Genomic DNA, 16,619 nt, shown 5'->3' with positions numbered 1-16,619 from the left:
TCTTTCGGGAAGTCGAGTCGATCACCGCGCCGGGGCCGGAACCGCCGGGCCGGAACCGCCCGTGTCAGCCGGTGTCAGCCGGTGTCGGTGGCGTGTCGGGGCGGTGTCAGCCGAGGCGTGCAGGCTGGGCGCATGACAGCTGACCTGGTGATCGAGGCCGAGGGCCTCGTGAAGACGTTCGGGAAGACGAGGGCGCTACAGGGCGTGGACCTCGCGGTTCCCCGCGGGACGGTGCTCGGGGTGCTCGGCCCCAACGGCGCCGGCAAGACCACCGCCGTACGCATCCTCTCCACCCTGCTGGCCCCGGACGGTGGAACCGCCCGGATCGGCGGTTTCGACGTGGTACGGGACGCCGAGCGCGTTCGGCAGAGCATCGGCCTCACCGGCCAGTACGCCTCAGTCGACGAGGACCTCACCGGGCGGCAGAACCTGGAGCTGTTCGGCACCCTGCTGGAGCTGGGGCGCACCGGTGCCCGGAAGCGGGCCGTCGAGTTGCTCGACTGGTTCGACCTGACCGACGCCGCGAACCGCCCGGCCAAGACCTACTCCGGCGGCATGCGGAGGCGACTGGACCTGGCCGCCAGCCTCGTCGGATCCCCCGACGTGATCTTCCTGGACGAGCCGACCACCGGACTCGACCCGGCCAAGCGCGAGGACATGTGGAACGTGGTCCGCTCGCTCGTCGGCAACGGTTCGACGGTGCTGCTCACCACCCAGTACCTGGAGGAGGCCGACGCGCTCGCCGACGCGATCACGGTCATCGACCACGGCCGGGTCATCGCCCACGACACGCCGGACGGGCTCAAGCGGGTGGTCGGCGGGCAGACCCTCGAGGTCCGGCCGACCGACGCGGCGCACCTGCCCCGTACCGCGGAGATCCTGACCCAGGTCGGCTCCGGCGCGACCGCCGACGAGATCCGCAAGGGCGTGCTCGCGGTGCCGGTCACCGACGACGCGGCGCTGACCGAGAGCGTCGCGCGGTTCGCCGCCGCCGGCATCGCGGTCACCGAACTCTCCCTGCACCTGCCGAGCCTCGACGAGGTGTTCTTCACCCTCACCGGGCGTACGGCATCCGACGACGACACCACCCGCCCCACGGAGGTCGCGGCATGAGCACTCTGATCGACACGGCACCCACGAAGAGCCGCGCACTGTCGACGACGGCCCCGAACCCGCGGCCGTTCCGGCTGGTCCGGCACTCGTTGGCGCTCGCCAAGCGCAGCCTGATCAAGACCTGGCGTACGCCCGAGGCGCTCATCGACGTCACCCTGCAACCGGTGCTGTTCCTCATCATCTTCGTGTACGTCTTCGGCGGCGCGGTCGCCGGATCGACGCACGACTACCTGCAGTTCCTGCTGCCCGGCATCCTCGCGCAGACGATCGCCACCGGTGCCATCGCGATCGGCGTCAACCTGAACACCGACATCGCCAAGGGCATCTTCGACAGGTTCCGGTCGCTGCCGATCCCCCGCTCCGCACCACTCGTCGGCGCGGTTCTGGGCGATGTCGTCCGGTACGTCATCGTCACGGTGTCGACCCTCGCGATCGGCTACGTGATGGGTTTCCGGATCGAGACCGACCTGTTCCGGGCGATCGCCGGGTGCCTGCTCGCGGTGCTGTTCGCGCTCTGCCTGAGCTGGCTGCCGGTGCTGGTGTCGATGAAGGTGCGGACCGCGGGTGCGGTGCAGGGCGTGATGTTCGCGCTGATCATGCCGCTGAGCTTCGCCTCGAACGTGTTCGTCGGCGCCGACACCCTGCCCGGCTGGATGCAGGCGTTCGTGGACGTCAACCCGATGACCCACCTGGTGGCGTCGGTGCGCGGGCTGTTCCTCGGCACCCCGCTCGGCAACCACGTCTGGTGGACGCTCGCCTGGTGCGCCGGCTTCGTGGCGGTGTTCATGCCGCTGGCACTGCGGGCGTACCGCAAGAAGATCTGACCTACGCGAGCAGGTCGTCCATCAGCTCGCGGATCCGGCTGACGGCCGCGGCGGGCGGCCGCTCGCGCCACGCGGCCAGCAACTGCTCACGCTGCTCCTCGTCCCCGAGGATGGCGTTGAGCCGTTCGCCGTTTTCAAAGGGGAAGAACATCTCGATCTGGGTGCCGATCCGCTTCGCGAGCACGGCCAGTTCGCGGGCGGTGTCGGCGTCGCCTCGGCACGCCGCGAGCTCCGCGCCGCCCGACGCCCACGCCCCGATCACCGGCAGGTCCCGCGAGGTCAGCGCATCGTCACGGGCGAGCGACAGCATCGCGGCCGCCTGGACGGTGGCGTCGGTGCCCGACACCCGCCCGGCCTGGGCCACCCGCAGGTAGATGATCGCCGCCGTGGCCCGGAGCATTACGCGCGGCTGCGGTTGCGGCCCGACCCAACCGGCGAGGACGCGCGTCACCTCGTCGGCGCGGGCGAGCGTCTCGTCGTACCGCTCGCGCAGCCAGGCAAGGTGCGCCAGGCCGAGGAGCGCCTGCGCGGCGTCGATCTGCTCGGCCTGGCCAAGCGCGGCCGTCTCGCCCAGCCGCCGCTCCGCGTCCGCGTCGCCGGTCAGGGCCAGCTGCACGTCCAGCCGGACCCGGATCGACCGCGCGTCCTGCGTGGCGCCGACCAACTCCATGTGGTGCACGCTGCGGGTCAGCCACTCGGCCGACCGGGCGTCCCCGCCGGGGACCAGGAACTGCCCGACGGCACCCGCCGCCATCGCCATGCCCCAGTGGTCCCCAGCGGCCTCGAAGCGGTGGTACGCCTGCTCGGCGTCGCCGATCGACGCCTCCGGCAGGCCGCCGTTCTCCCGTACCGCCGCGCGCGCGAACAGCCCGAGCCCCTGCACGTACGGGTCCGGGTGCGCGACCATCTCGGTCGCGCTCTTCAGACTCTGCTCCACATCGGACGCGTCGAAGCCGGGCAGCGCCGACGCGAGGGCGGTCAGCCGCGACGACACCTCGGCGGGACGTTCGGCCAGCAACGTCCGCAACGCCCGCCGGGCAAGGACGGCGGGTCGCAGGTCGGCGCTGACGCCGGCGTTGACGCTGATCACCACGCACGTCCAGGCCAGTCGGTCGGCGTTGGGCAGTGGTCGGCCGCTGGCCGCGCCGCGCAGGATCGCCGACCGCAGCCGTCGCTGCGGGTCGTCGATGTGCAGCAGCCCGCGCGCCCAGGCCAGCACCTCCAGGTGCAGGCCCCGCACCGACCAGAGATGGAACAGCGCGGTGGCGACGTCGACGGCGGCGGGCTCGTCGTCCGTCCCCATTGCCCACCGCAGGCCCGCGACCAGGTTGTCCTGCTCGGCGGCGCACCGGTGCAGTGCCTCGACCTGGCCGGGGCCGATGAAGTGGCCGGCCAGTGCGACGGCCTGCTCCCGTGCCCAGCTGATCAGGCCGGCCATGGCCTGGTCCCGGTCGCCGGCCGCGTCCAGCCGGGCCTCGCCGTACTCACGGACCGTTTCGAGCATGCGGTAGCGCGGCGGACCGTCCCCCTCGACCAGGGTCAGCAGGGACTGTTCGACGAGGGTCGCCAGGCCGCGACGGACGTCCGGGGTCTGCGCGACGGCGGCGGCGAGGTCCGCGGTGAACGGCGCGGGGATGACCGCGACCCGCTGGAGCAGGTGGCGGTCGTCCGCGGCGAGCAGTTCCCTGCTCCAGTCGACCAACGCCCACAGGCTCGCGTGCCGCTCCGGCAGGCCGCGCAGGGCGTCGTCGAGCAGCGCGAACCGGTCGGTCAGCCCGGCGAGCACGTCGTCGATCGGCATGTGCCGCAGTCGCGCGGCGGCCAGTTCGAGGGCCAGCGGCAGGTTGTCGAGGCGGTGACACAGGGCCAGCGCCCGCTCGGTGTCCCAGGTCGGCACGGCGCCGCCGGCCCTCGCCCGGGTCTCGACAAGCGCGAGCGCGTCGCTGTCCGGCAACGCGGTTAGCCGGTGCACCACCTCGCCGACCAGGCCCAGTGGGGCGCGGCTCGTCGCGAGCACCGTGACCTCGGGGGACGTCACCGCGACCAGGTCCGCGACGACGGCCGCCACCGCGTCGAGGACGTGCTCGCAGTTGTCCAGCACCATCAGCCCGTCGAGGTCCGGCGCCACGGCGCGCAGCCGCTCCCCGGGGCTGAGGACCCGCCGCTCCAGGCCCAGGTTGCCGCCGGTCGCCGTGGTGTCCGCACCGCCGAGCGCGGCGAGCACCGTGGGCAGCACCTCGTCGGGCGAGCGCAGGCCAGCGAGTTCGATGACTCGCAGCGACCGCCCGGCCGCCGCCGTGCGCCTCGCCACCTCGGCGGCGAGCCGGGTCTTGCCCGCCCCGCCGGTCGCCACGATCGTCACGACGGGTGTCTCGGCGAGCGCGCCGGTGATGGCCTTCAGGTCCCGCTCCCGCCCGACGAGGGCGGCCATGGGACGACGCCACGCGGCGGGCAGCGTGATCCGCGCCGGTTGCCGGGGCGGCGTCGCGACGGGCGGGGCGGTGAGTTCACCGCGCAGCAACGCCAGGTGGACGTCCGTGATCACGGGCGACGGGTCGGTGCCGTACCGGTCGGCCAGCTCGGCGCGCAACCGCTCGACCACCTCCAGCGCCTCCGCCTCCCGCCCCTGCGCGGCGAGCACCCGGACGAGCAGGGCCGCCGACGGCTCGTCCGGGGGCGTACGCGCGACGAGCCGGCCCAGGTCGACCTCGTCGAACGAACCCACGCCGGCGAGTGCCGCCTGCGCGCGCAGCGCGGTGACATCCGCGAACAGGCGCGTGTCCTCGCTGGTGACCAGCTCCGGAACCTCGGGGAACAGGGCACGCGCCTGATCGGCCAGGCCGCGGGCGGAACGAACGTCGCCACAGTGGAACACGGTCCGCGCCCGGTCGACGAGCGCGCGCGCCTCGACCGCGTCGACGGTGATCTCCTCGGCGGGCAGCCGGTATCCGCCCGGCACCGCGGCCACGGGCAGCCCGAGACGACGAACCCGGGACACGAGCGCCTGGACGGCGCCTGTCGCGTCGTCGGGTGGCGCGCCGTCCCAGACGGCGTCCACGAGCAGGTTCACGGAGACCGCCCGCCCACGCGCGTCGACGAGCGCGCGGAGCACCGCCACGAGCCGTTCACCCCGAACGGGTCGGCCGTCGACGGCGAGTGGGCCGAGGGTCGCGATGTGCACGGACCCAGCATCCCTCACGCGCACACGGGCCCGACGACCACCGGGTAGGCCCGGCTGTCCACGGGACCGCGACCGGCTTGACAGGCCACGTTGAGGTTAGGTTAGCCTAACCTCATGCAGAACGAGTTGGCGTCGGCCAACGGGGATCGCAGCCTGTCCGGCGTCGACCTCCGTCTGGGCTACCACGGTGTGCCGGTGGTGCACGGTGCCGTGATCAACCTCCGCGCGGGCGCCGTGACCGCACTGGTGGGGCCCAACGGCAGCGGCAAGTCCACGCTGCTGCGGGCGCTGGCCCGGCTGCACCCGATCGAGGCCGGAATCGTGCACCTCGCCGACGGCGTCACGGCCGCCAGCCTCCCGGCCCGGGAGTTCGCTCGTCGGGTCACCCTGCTGGCCCAGAGCAGGCCGGTGCCCAGCGGTGTCACCGTCCGCGACGTCGTCGGCTACGGCCGCCACCCCTACCGGGGGCGCTGGCGGGCGGAGGACCCGCACGGTCCCGTCGCGATCGCCCGCGCCATGGACGTCACAGGCGTCGCGACGATGGCCGATCGCCCCGTGGACGAACTCTCCGGAGGCGAGTTGCAGCGCGTGTGGCTGGCCACCTGCCTGGCCCAGGACACCCCGGTGCTGCTTCTCGACGAGCCCACCACGTTCCTCGACCTGCGTTACCAGGTGGAGATCCTCGACCTGGTCCGGGACCTCGCGAACGACCACGACGTCGCCGTCGGCGTCGTGCTGCACGACCTCAACCAGGCAGCCGCCGTGGCGGACGAGATCGTCCTGTTGCACCAGGGCCGGGTGCGCGCCACCGGCACCCCGGCCACGGTCTTCACCGAGGACGCCCTCACCGAGACCTACGGGATCCGCATCGAGGTGACCACCGATCCGGTCAGCGGACTGGTCACCACCCGCCCGGTCGGGCGGCACCCGATCCGCGCCCTGGTCTGAACACCCCTCATCCACAGCAGAGAAAAGACCGTCATGACCCGTACCCGTTTCACCGCCCTCCTCGCCGTCGTGGCCGCGCTGACGCTCGGCGCCTGCGGCACCACCGAGAAGGCCGCGGCCCCCGACACCTCCTCCTCGGCGGCCGGCGGCCCGGTCACCCTCACCGACAGCCGCGGCAAGGAGATCACCCTCAAGGCCCCGGCGACCAAGGTCGTCGGGCTGGAGTGGGGTGAGGTCGAGATGCTGGTCAGCCTCGGCGTCATGCCCGTCGGCGTCGCCGACCCGAAGGGGTACGGCACCTGGGTCACCGCCGCGAAGCTCGACCCGAGCGTCAAGGACGTCGGCACCCGCGGTGAGCCCAGCGTCGACTCGATCGTCGCCCTCCAACCCGACCTCATCGTGATGGAGGACGACCGGGGCGCCAACCTGATCAGTCAGCTGGAGAAGTACGCCCCGGTCGTGGTCGCCAAGGGCAGTGACGCCGCCGACAACCTCGGCCGGATGCGCACCGACCTCACCATGATCGCCAAGGCCGTCGGCAAGACCACCGCGGCGGAGAAGCTGCTCACCGACTTCGACGCGGCCATCGCCGACGGCAAGAAGAAGATCGCCGACGCGGGCGCCGCCGGCCGGCCGTTCGCCATCGCCGACGGCTGGAAGGAGGGCAGCACCGTCAGCATCCGGATGTTCGGCAAGGGCGCGCTCGTCTCCCAGATCGGCATCCAGCTCGGTCTCACCAACGCGTGGACCGGCAAGACCGACGAGGTGTGGGGCCTCGGCCAGACCGATGTCGAGGGCATGACGGTGCTCAAGGACCCCAACCTGCGCTTCTTCTACAGCGCCTCCGACGGCGACGACGTGTTCGCCAACGGTCTCGCCGGCAACGCCATCTGGAAGGCGCTGCCCTTCGTCCGGCAGGGCAACCTGCACAAGATGCCCAACGGCATCTGGACCTTCGGCGGACCGCTGTCCGGCAAGCAGTACATCGACGAACTCGTCAAGACGTACGCGGTGTGAGCGTGCTCAGCGCACCCCCACGTCCGGAGCCGGCCACCCGGCCGGCTCCGGACGGACGCCCGGCCGCGCCCCGCGTCGCCGTCGTCTTCGTCGCCGCGACCCTGCTGCTGCTCGTGGTCGGCGCGGTGCACCTCACCCAGGGCACCTCGAACGTCGGCGCCCTGGACCTGCTGCGGCTCGTGACCGGCACCGACGACGAGGCGGCCCGCGTCCTGATCGCCGCCCGGCTGCCCCGACTGCTCGCGGGGCTGGCCATCGGCGTCGCGCTCGGGTTCGCCGGAGCCGCCCTGCAGTCGATCGCCCGCAATCCACTCGCCTCGCCCGACACCCTCGCGGTCAACGCCGGCGCACACCTGGCGATCGTCTCGGTGGCCGCGTTCGGCGTCTCGCTGCCCGCGCTGCCCGCCGGCGGCCTCGCCTTCTGCGGAGGATTGGCCGCCGCCGGCCTGGTGATGGCGATGTCCTCCGGCGGGCAGGCCGGCACCACCCGGCTCATCCTCGCCGGCTCGGCCACCGCCCTGGCGCTCGGGTCGGTGACCACCCTGCTGCTGCTCCTGTTCGAGCAGGCCACCATCGGCCTGTTCGCGTGGGGCAACGGCTCGCTGGTGCAGAGCGACCTGACCGCGCTGACCCAACTGGCCCCGGTGATCGTCGGCACCATCGTCGTGCTGATGCTGCTCGGGCACCGCCTCGACATCCTCGCCCTCGGCGACGACACCGCCACCGTGCTCGGGCTCGACGTGCGGCGTACCCGGCTCACCGTCATGGTCCTCGCCGTGCTGCTGTCCGCCGCGGCCGTCACCCTCACCGGTCCGGTCGGCTTCGTCGGCCTGTGCGCCCCGGTGATCGTCCGGCTGCTCGCCCCCGTGGTTCCGGGGGTGCACCGGCACCGCATCCTGCTGCCGCTGTCCGGCATCGCCGGCGTCATCATCGTGCTCGGCTCCGACGTGCTGCTGCGCGCCGTCATGGGCGGGCAGGCCGGAGTCGACATCCCCACCGGCGTCGTCACCACCCTGTTCGGCGCGGCGATCCTCATCTGGCTGGCCCGCCGACACCGCGACGCGGGCCCCACCCGCCGCCCACCCGGCGGGCACGCGGCCGTCCGCTCCGCCGCCTTCCACCGCGGCGTCGTCGCCGTCGCCGCGGTGGTGACCGTCTCCGCCGTGACGGTCGGCATGCTGGCCGGTGACACCTGGGTGCTGCTCGGTGACGTCGTCAACTGGGTCAACGGCAGCACCGGGCCGGCGTACACCTTCGTGCTGGACCAGCGGTGGCCGCGCGTCGCCGCGGCGGTCCTGGCCGGCGCGGCGCTCGCGGTGGCCGGCACCACCGTGCAGGCCGTCTGCCGCAACCCGCTTGCCGAACCGGGCATCCTCGGCATCACCGCCGGCGCCGGACTGGGGGCCATCTCCCTGCTCACCTTCGTGCCGCTGGCCGGGGTGTGGGCCGTCTCGGGCGTCGCCGGGCTCGGCGCGATGCTGGCGTTCGCCCTGGTCTACGGCCTGGCCTGGCGCGGCGGGCTGAGCTCCGACCGGCTGGTGCTGATCGGGTTCGGCGCCTGGCAGGGCGGGATGGCGGTCATCACCTACCTGGTCGTCGCCTTCGACCCGTGGAACACCGGGAAGGCGTTGACCTGGCTGTCCGGCTCCACCTACGGCCGGATGCCCACCCAGGTGCTGCCGGTGCTGATCGCCCTGCTGGTGCTCACCCCGGCCGTGGTCGCCGCCCGCCGCGAACTCGACCTGCTCGCGCTGGACGACGACACCCCCCGGGTGCTGGGCGTCCGGCTGGAACGCACCCGGCTGGTCGCGCTCGGCGCGGCGGCGCTGCTCACCTCCACCGCGGTCTCGGCCGTCGGGGTCATCGGCTTCGTCGGCCTGGTCGCCCCGCACGCCGCGCGGGCGCTCGTCGGCGGGCGGCACTCCCGGGTGCTTCCGGTGGCCGCCCTGCTCGGCGCGGCGCTGGTCAGCGTCGCCGACACCCTCGGCCGGACGGTCATCGCTCCGGCCCAGGTCCCCGCCGGCCTGGTCACCGCCATGATCGGCGCCCCGTACTTCGTCTGGCTGCTGTGGCGCTCCCGTGCCGTGGCGAACAACCCCCGGTAGATGCCGGCCCGAACCCGGAGAGGCACCATGACCCAGACCCTGCCCATCGCGCCCTGGCGCGTGTTCGCCGTCAGCGTCCGCGCGGTACGCCGACTCAGCCCGTCCTTCACCCGGGTGACCTTCACCGGGGCGGACCTCGACCGGTTCGCGGACAACGGTTACGACCAGCGGATCAAACTGGCGCTGCCGCTGCCCGGTCAGCGCCGGGCGAGCCTGCCGGACGGCGCGGACTGGTACGCCACCTGGCGGGCCCTGCCGGACCACCTGCGCAACCCGATCCGTACCTACACCGTGCGGGCGGTCCGACCGCACCTGGCCGAGGTCGACGTCGATCTGGTGCTGCACGGCGACAGTGGCCCGGCGACGCGCTGGGCTCGGCGGGCCAGCGTCGGCGACGAGATCGCCCTGGTCGGGCCGGACGCCGGCTTCGACGGCAACCACGGCGGGGTCGAGTTTCGACAGTCGACCGGCGGCGCCCTGCTGCTGGCCGGGGACGAGACCGCGGTGCCGGCGATCAGCGGCATCTGCGAGCGGCTGCCCCTCGACGCCCGGGGCACCGTCGTGCTGGAGGTGCCCGACGCCGCCGACGTGTTGCCGCTGGTGACGCCCCCCGGTGTCGAGGTGCGCTGGCTGGCCCGGGGCGCCGACGGGTACGGCAGCCGGTTGGTGCCCGCCGTCATCGCGGCGGCCGGGGAGCTGCTGGCCCCCGGCGCGTCGGCGGCCGCCCAGCCTGTGCCGGACGTGAACCTGGACACCGAGATCCTCTGGGAGGTGCCCGAGGAGGTGGCCTCGGCGCCGCTCTACGCGTGGCTGGCCGGGGAGGCGGGCGTGATTCGTCACCTGCGCCGGCACCTGGTCGCCGAGCGGGGTCTGGACCGGCGGGCGGTGGCCTTCATGGGCTACTGGCGGCTCGGTCACGTCGACGCGGACTGACCGCGCCGCGAGGCGCACCACGCCGGGCAGCGAGGCGCACCACGCCGGGCAGCCGCGAGGTGCGTCGAAGGCCGCAAGGCGCGTACCGTTTCGGGTCGGACTTGGGGCGGACCGGCTGAAGCCGGCACGGGATACGGGACGAGACACAGACGCATGACGGTGGACAACATTACCGAAAACGGTCAAGAGGGCATTGACCGAAGCCGGCTGGAGGCCTGCCTCAGCGTCTTCGAGGCGTTGGAGGAGCTGCCCTCCGACCATCCGGACGTGGTGCGGGTGCAGCGGGCCACCGCCCGGCTCTACAAGGTGATCAAGCAGCGGCGGCGGGAGGAGCGGCGCGACGCCATCCTCGCCGCCGACCGCGCGGTGACGGAGGCCACCGCCACCGGCGCCCCGGGACGGATCGACGACGAGACCCAGGGCATCCCGCTCGCGTCCTCCGCTGCGGGCGAGACTGCGGGTTTCCTGCACAACGCCCGCGGCTGCTACGTGTGCAAGCAGCGCTACCGCGAGGTGGACGCCTTCTACCACCAGCTCTGCCCGTCCTGCGCCGCGCTCAACCGGGAGCGCCGCGACGCCCGTACCGACCTGACCGGCCGGCGCGCGTTGCTCACCGGCGGCCGGGCGAAGATCGGCATGTACATCGCGCTGCGGCTGCTGCGCGACGGCGCGCACACGACGGTGACCACCCGGTTCCCGCACGACGCGGTACGCCGGTTCGCCGCCATGCCCGACAGCGGGGACTGGCTGCACCGTCTGCGCATCGTCGGCATCGACCTGCGCGACCCCGCCCAGGTGATCGCCCTCGCCGACGACGTCAGCAGCCAGGGTCCCCTCGACATCCTGATCAACAACGCGGCGCAGACCGTCCGCCGGTCCCCCGGGGCGTACGCGCAGCTCATCGCCGCCGAGGCCGCGGCCCTGCCGGACGGCCCGCTGCCGGAGCTGATCACGTTCGCCAAGCCGGACGCTCCGGGCGGCCCGGTGGGCAGCCTGACCGCCGGGCCACAGTCGACGGCGCTCACCCCGCACGCGCTCACCGCGCTGGCACTCACCAGCGGCTCCGCCTCGCCGGAGCGGATCGCCGCGTCCACGGCCATCGACGCCGGGGGTCTCGTGCCCGACCTCGACTCGGTCAACAGCTGGGTCCAGCGGGTGCAGGAGGTGGACCCGGTGGAGCTGCTCGAAGTGCAACTGTGCAACGTCACCGCGCCGTTCGTGCTGGTCAGTCGGCTCCGACCGGCGATGGCCGCCGCGTCGGCCCGGCGCAAGTACGTGGTGAACGTGTCGGCGATGGAGGGCCAGTTCGGCCGCGGCTACAAGGGGCCGGGGCACCCGCACACCAACATGGCCAAGGCCGCGCTGAACATGCTGACCCGGACCAGCGCGCAGGAGATGCTGACCGACGGCATCCTGATGACAAGCGTCGACACCGGCTGGATCACCGACGAACGCCCGCACCCGACGAAGATGCGGCTGGCCGACGAGGGCTTCCACGCCCCGTTGGACCTGGTGGACGGCGCGGCCCGGGTGTACGACCCGATCGTCCGTGGCGAGTTGGGCGAGGACCTGTACGGCTGTTTCCTGAAGGACTACGCGCCCTGCGCCTGGTGACCGCCGGGTGCGACAAGAAGGAGAATCATGACAGCCGATCGTGAATCGTGGCCGACGCTCGACGAGCTGCTCCGCGAGGAGGCCGAGCTGGAGCTCGCGGGCCTGTCCGAGACCGACGCGTACGACCTGGGGCAGCTCGCCGTCGCCGCCGCCCGGGAACAGCGGTTGCCGGTCTCGGTGGGGGTGTGGCGGGCCGGCCGCCAGCTGTTCCACTGTGGCCTGCCCGGGTCGACGGCGGACAACGACGGGTGGTTGCGCCGCAAGGGCCGGGTGGTGATGCGGTTCGAGCACTCGTCGCTCTACCTGGCGCGGTTGTGTCAGGACAAGCAGGTGACGTTGACCGAGAAGTTCGGCCTGCCGGCCTCCCGGTACGCGGCGGCCGGCGGTGCGGTGCCGCTGCGCGTACGCGGCACCGGCGTGGTGGGCTGGTTCGGCGTGTCCGGGCTTCCCCAGCTGGAGGACCACCGGTTCGTCGTCGACATCCTGCGCAAGCTGCCCCGCTAGGGCGGTCGCTGGTCAGCGTGCGCGCTGGTTGGCCCGTAGTGCGCCGAGGAGCACGCCGGGCCGGGCCAGCGTCAGTGGGTGTTCCCGCATGGAGACGACCTGGTTGAACCGTCGGGCGATCGCCACGTCGGTGACGGTCGCGGTGATGATCTGCCGGCTGGCCCAGCTGGTGATCCGGTGCCCGCGCGGGTAGGGCCCGTCGACGTGGGGCAGCGCAAGGTCGGCCGAGGTCGACGTCGACCACGCGGCGTCGACCACGACCTTCTGCAACGCGAGGTACTCCCGGGCGGCGGCGGTCAGATCCGGGCGACCGCGCAGGTACGTCGCCAGGCAGGCCGCGTGCAGGGCGGCCGCCGTCATGCCCTGCCCGTACACCGGGTTGAACGAGGCGACGGCGTCGCCCACGCTGACGAGCCCGCCCGGGAAGCACCGCAGCGCGGAGAATTCGCGCCGTCGACTGTCGGCGTGGTGGTAGGTCTGGACGTCGCCGATCATCTCCTGGTCGGCGACGTCGCCGAACTCGGGTGGAAACTGCTCCCGCAGCCGGCGGACGAAATCCGGTGCCGTGGCGCCGGGGCGGTTGTCCCCGTAGCCGGCCATCATGGCCATCCACCGACCGTCCTCGATGGCGAAGAACGCGGCACCGGCGACGTCCGAGGCCGTCCTCGGGGTGTTCAGCGCCAGGGCGACGGTCGAGGCCGGGGTCGTCGGCGGGCGGCGGAACAGGGCCGTCGCGTAGTTGAGGTGCACGGTCATCCGCCGGGTGGCCGGCCGCTCCCAGCCGGCCTGCTCCAGCCAGGCCGACAGCTTGCTCGACCGTCCCATGGCGTCCACCACGAGGTCACCGCTCTCCACGCCGGGCACCCCTGCGACGTCGCAACGGACCCCGGTGACCACGGTGCCGTCGAACACGAGGCCCGTGGCACGGGCGGTGACCGTCTTGACGTTCGGCAGTCGCAGCACCTGTTGCCGGATCAGTCCCTCCAGGAGCGGCCGGCTGCCGGCCAGGCTGTCGGCGTCGTCGGGGACGACGACCCGCAGGCGACCGTCGAGGTAGTTGCGCCGGGACGCGGGCGGCGCCTCGACCGCCCCGCGGGCCAGGGCCTCCTCGCGGAAGCCCGGAAACAGTCGCTCGAACTGGAGGAAGCCGCCGGGCAGCAGCGCGTGCAGCTGCGTCCCCTGGGGTACGCCCGGACGCGCGCCGTTCACCTGCGGGTCGTCCCGGTCGATGATGACGACGCTGTCGGCGTAGTCGGAGAGCACGCGGGCGGCCAGCAGGCCGGCGACACTGCCGCCGACCACGACTGCCGTGCCCAGCACCGGGGACGGCTGATCGGGGGGCCGCACCGCGGTCAGCTCGGCGAAGATCCGGGCGCGGGAGAGGGACATCGAGCTCTCCAAGGGGATGGATGGATGGATGGTCGGTCGTGGTGACGACCGATCGTTGCACAACCACCGCACATTTACCGAACGTGTCCGCATGGTGACCATCTGTTGTCCGGTGGCATGGCGTGACCGAGGTTGGAGGGCTCGGTTGGCGGACGTCGATGTCAACTGTCACGATTCCCGGCATGCCCATCGCGCGTCGTACTCTGCTCGGGGCCGGTCTGGCCGTCGCGACCTCCGCCCTCGCCGGCTGCGGTGACGACGGCGCGCCGAAGCCCGGTCCGGGCGATCCCGGCGGCGCGGTGACCGCGACGGACGCCGCCGGAAACCGGGTGGGCTTCGGCTCGGCCGGTGACGCCACCGCCCCGTCCGGCTCGCCGAGCGCCGCCGCGTCGCCGAGTGGCGGTGCCGTGCCAGCCGGCCAGGCCCGGTACGCGCAGGGCGTGACGGCACTGCTCCGCAAGCACCTCCCCGCCACACCGCAGACCGTGGCGCACAAGGGCTTCCCCGGTGCGGTCGCCGTCGTCCTGGTCGACGGGAAGACGACAGTGCACACCGCCGTCGGGGAGGCGCTGCGCTACGGGTCGGGTCCGAAGCTCCTCGCGGCGAACAAGCGGGTCGCGATGCGTCCGGACTCCATCTTCGACCTCGCCTCGGTGACGAAGGTCTACACGGCCATCCTGCTGCTCCAGCAGGTCGACAAGGGCCGCGTCGACCTGGGCGCGCCGGTCCGCGACTACCTGCCGGGCTTCACCGGGGCCGGCACCGAACGCGTCACCGTCGAGATGCTGCTGACCCACACCAGCGGCCTGCCGGTCGGCGCCAAGGTCACCGGCCTTGCCGACAGTGCGGCCCGCTGGAACGCCGTGCTCAGCACCGGGTTGGTCGCCGGCGCGGTGCCCGGTGACACGTTCCGCTATTCCAGCGTGGGGCTCATGGTCGCCGGCAGGATCGTCGAGAAGGTCACCGGTCAGCGGCTCGACCAGGCGCTCAAGGGCAACCTCACCGGCCCGCTGGGCCTGCGGGACACCGGCTTCAACCCCAACACCTGGTTGTCGGGCACCGCGAAGGCCGGCCGGCTCGTGGCCACCGACGCCCGCTCGTCGCGGGGCCTGCTCCGGGGCACCGTCCACGACGACGTCGCCAACCACCTCGGCGGCATCGCCGGTCACGCCGGCATCTTCGCGACCGCCACCGATCTCGCGGTCATCGGCCAACTGCTCCTCAACGGGGGCACCCACCAGGGCAAGCGGATCCTCGCCGCGGCGACCGTGCGCCGGATGCTCACCAACCAGAACGCCGGGAAACCCGCCGTCGACCCGGAGCGACCCAACCGGACCGCCGCGCACGGCCTCGGCGTCGTCCTCAACCAGAGCTGGTTCATGGGCCGGCTCGCCTCGTCCCGGACCTTCGGCCACACCGGCTTCGCCGGCCCCTCGCTCCTGGTCGACCCCAACCGCAAACTCGTCCTCGCCCTGCTCACCAACCGCGCGCACCCCAACTGGAGTTGGTCCAATCCGGATCCGGTCCGGGCCGCGGTCGGCGACCTGCTCGCCAGAGAGGTCAACTGACCACGGGCGGAAGGTATGGACCGCCGAACCTCACCCTGACACGATACTTGCGCTAGCAGTGCAAATACTTCGTCTCGTACGGTGGAGGACCGATGCACACGTCTCGCCGGAGATTGCTCGCCACGGTGGCCGGGGTCACGCTCGCCGCCAGCCTGTCCGTCGCCCCCGTCCCGCGCGCCGCCGAGGCCGCGCCCCCGCCGGCGTACCGTCCGGTGATCTTCGTGCACGGCAGCGCCGGGTCGGCCGCGCAGTTCCAGTCCCAGGCCAAACGTCTGACCAGCAACGGCTACCCGATCGACATCATCGAGGCCCACGAGTACGACTCACCGAACATCGCCACGATCCTGCCCCAGGTGTACGCGGGTCTCGACGCACGGATCTCCCGCCTGCTGGCCGTGACCGGCGCGGATCAGGTCGACCTGCTCGCGCACTCCCTGGGCACCTTCGTCATGCAGGGCTACCTCACCAGCTCACCGGCGCGCGCCGCCCGGGTGGCGCACTACGTCAACCTGGACGGTCGCACCGCGACGACCCCGCCCGGCGGGGTGCCCACCCTCGCGATCTGGGGTGAGGGCGAACCGGCCCGCGCCATCGTCGGCGCGACGAACGTGCACCTCCCCGACCAGTCGCACACCCAGACCGTGTCGTCGCCGGAGTCGTTCGACGAGATCTTCCGATTTCTGCGTGGTCGCCCGCCGCACACGACGCGGATCGTGCCGCAACTCTTCGGCACCGCCCGGGTGTCCGGCCGCGCGGTGCTCTTCCCGAGCAACGTGGGCGTCACGGACGCGACCCTGGAGGTCTACCCGGTCAACCCGCTGACCGGCGGTCGGCTGTCGCAGCGGCCCGCGCATCGGTTACCCCTCAGCGGCGACGGCTCGTTCGGTCCCGTCCCGGTCCTCGCCACGGCCCGCCACGAGTTCGCGATCGTGCGCCCGGGGGCGGCGACGCACCACTTCTACCTCCAGCCGTTCCGCCGCTCGGACTCGTTCCTGCGCCTGACGACGAGCGTGCCGGGCGAGGGCCTCAGCGCCCTCGTCGACACCAGCGACCGGCACACCGCGCTGACGATCCAGCGCCAGAAGGAGTGGTGGGGTGACCAGGGCGACGCCGGTGACCGCCTGTGGATCAACGGCAGGGACGTCCTGAACGCGGCGAACACGCCACGTGTCAAGAGGACGATCGCCATCTTCGCCTTCGACGACCACAGCGACGGTGTGACCGACCTGACCGCTCCGCTGCCGGAGTTCTTCAGCCAGACGTTCATCACCGGCGTGGACGTGTTCATCCCGGCCGCCCCGGCGCACCTCGGCCTCGTCCGGATCACCGTGGGTCAACGCGGCGGCGGTCACGAGGTGGTCAACGTGCCCAACTGGAGGTCGAGCGCCCATCGGGTGACGGTGAACGTCGACGACTTCTGAAC

The 16,619-nt window shown here is 72.7% G+C and carries 12 protein-coding genes; 10 read left to right on the top strand and 2 right to left on the bottom strand.

All coding sequences use genetic code 11. The annotated features are described in order from the left end of the window. Positions 1 to 132 precede the first annotated feature (132 nt). Positions 133 to 1,113, top strand: coding sequence for an ATP-binding cassette domain-containing protein (locus AB0C25_RS10765; RefSeq protein ID WP_357371793.1), 981 nt, complete (start codon positions 133 to 135; stop codon positions 1,111 to 1,113). Next, positions 1,110 to 1,937: an ABC transporter permease gene (locus tag AB0C25_RS10760; protein WP_357371791.1), complete on the top strand. Its 828-nt coding sequence runs from the start codon at positions 1,110 to 1,112 to the stop codon at positions 1,935 to 1,937. Before AB0C25_RS10765 ends, AB0C25_RS10760 begins: the two co-directional genes overlap by 4 nt. A gap of 1 nt (position 1,938) precedes the next feature. On the opposite strand, the gene AB0C25_RS10755 is transcribed toward AB0C25_RS10760, so the two are convergent. Next, positions 1,939 to 5,118: a BTAD domain-containing putative transcriptional regulator gene (locus AB0C25_RS10755; RefSeq protein ID WP_357371789.1), complete on the bottom strand. Its 3,180-nt coding sequence runs from the start codon at positions 5,116 to 5,118 to the stop codon at positions 1,939 to 1,941. Between the two features lie 114 nt (positions 5,119 to 5,232). Here AB0C25_RS10755 and AB0C25_RS10750 point away from each other — a divergent pair, with 114 nt between their 5' ends. The 6 genes from AB0C25_RS10750 (at position 5,233) to AB0C25_RS10725 (ending at position 12,239) form a co-directional block, all read left to right on the top strand. Then, positions 5,233 to 6,066, top strand: a complete 834-nt coding sequence (locus AB0C25_RS10750) for an ABC transporter ATP-binding protein (protein WP_357371787.1) — start codon at positions 5,233 to 5,235, stop codon at positions 6,064 to 6,066. A 33-nt stretch (positions 6,067 to 6,099) separates the two neighbouring features. Next, on the top strand, positions 6,100 to 7,083 hold the full coding sequence (locus AB0C25_RS10745; RefSeq protein WP_357371785.1) for an iron-siderophore ABC transporter substrate-binding protein: 984 nt from the start codon (positions 6,100 to 6,102) through the stop codon (positions 7,081 to 7,083). A 2-nt stretch (positions 7,084 to 7,085) separates the two neighbouring features. Then, positions 7,086 to 9,188, top strand: a complete 2,103-nt coding sequence (locus AB0C25_RS10740; RefSeq protein ID WP_357371783.1) for an iron ABC transporter permease — start codon at positions 7,086 to 7,088, stop codon at positions 9,186 to 9,188. Between the two features lie 27 nt (positions 9,189 to 9,215). Next, positions 9,216 to 10,121 (top strand): siderophore-interacting protein, encoded by a 906-nt coding sequence (locus AB0C25_RS10735; RefSeq protein WP_357371780.1) that lies wholly within the window; start codon positions 9,216 to 9,218, stop codon positions 10,119 to 10,121. 153 nt (positions 10,122 to 10,274) lie between these two features. Next, a complete protein-coding gene (locus AB0C25_RS10730; RefSeq protein WP_357371778.1) occupies positions 10,275 to 11,735 on the top strand; it encodes an SDR family NAD(P)-dependent oxidoreductase in 1,461 nt (486 codons plus the stop codon). Positions 11,736 to 11,762: 27 nt separating this feature from the next. Further along, on the top strand, positions 11,763 to 12,239 hold the full coding sequence (locus tag AB0C25_RS10725) for a heme-degrading domain-containing protein (RefSeq protein ID WP_357371776.1): 477 nt from the start codon (positions 11,763 to 11,765) through the stop codon (positions 12,237 to 12,239). A gap of 12 nt (positions 12,240 to 12,251) precedes the next feature. Here the strand turns inward: AB0C25_RS10725 and AB0C25_RS10720 are convergent, their stop codons facing one another. Then, positions 12,252 to 13,628 (bottom strand): FAD-dependent oxidoreductase, encoded by a 1,377-nt coding sequence (locus AB0C25_RS10720; protein WP_357371774.1) that lies wholly within the window; start codon positions 13,626 to 13,628, stop codon positions 12,252 to 12,254. Between the two features lie 182 nt (positions 13,629 to 13,810). On the opposite strand from AB0C25_RS10720, the gene AB0C25_RS10715 reads away from it, so the two are divergent. Together AB0C25_RS10715 and AB0C25_RS10710 are read left to right on the top strand one after the other, a co-directional pair. Further along, complete coding sequence (locus AB0C25_RS10715; RefSeq protein ID WP_357371772.1) at positions 13,811 to 15,196, top strand: serine hydrolase domain-containing protein; 1,386 nt, start codon at positions 13,811 to 13,813, stop codon at positions 15,194 to 15,196. Positions 15,197 to 15,288: 92 nt separating this feature from the next. Continuing rightward, complete coding sequence (locus tag AB0C25_RS10710; RefSeq protein ID WP_357371770.1) at positions 15,289 to 16,617, top strand: alpha/beta hydrolase; 1,329 nt, start codon at positions 15,289 to 15,291, stop codon at positions 16,615 to 16,617. The last annotated feature ends 2 nt before the right edge of the window (positions 16,618 to 16,619 follow it).

The sequence above is a fragment of the Micromonospora sp. NPDC048839 genome (assembly GCF_040649915.1).
In the GTDB taxonomy this organism is placed as follows: domain Bacteria; phylum Actinomycetota; class Actinomycetes; order Mycobacteriales; family Micromonosporaceae; genus Micromonospora.
The sequence above is the reverse complement of the archived record's forward strand: the minus strand, read 5'-3'. Positions and strand labels throughout refer to the sequence as shown.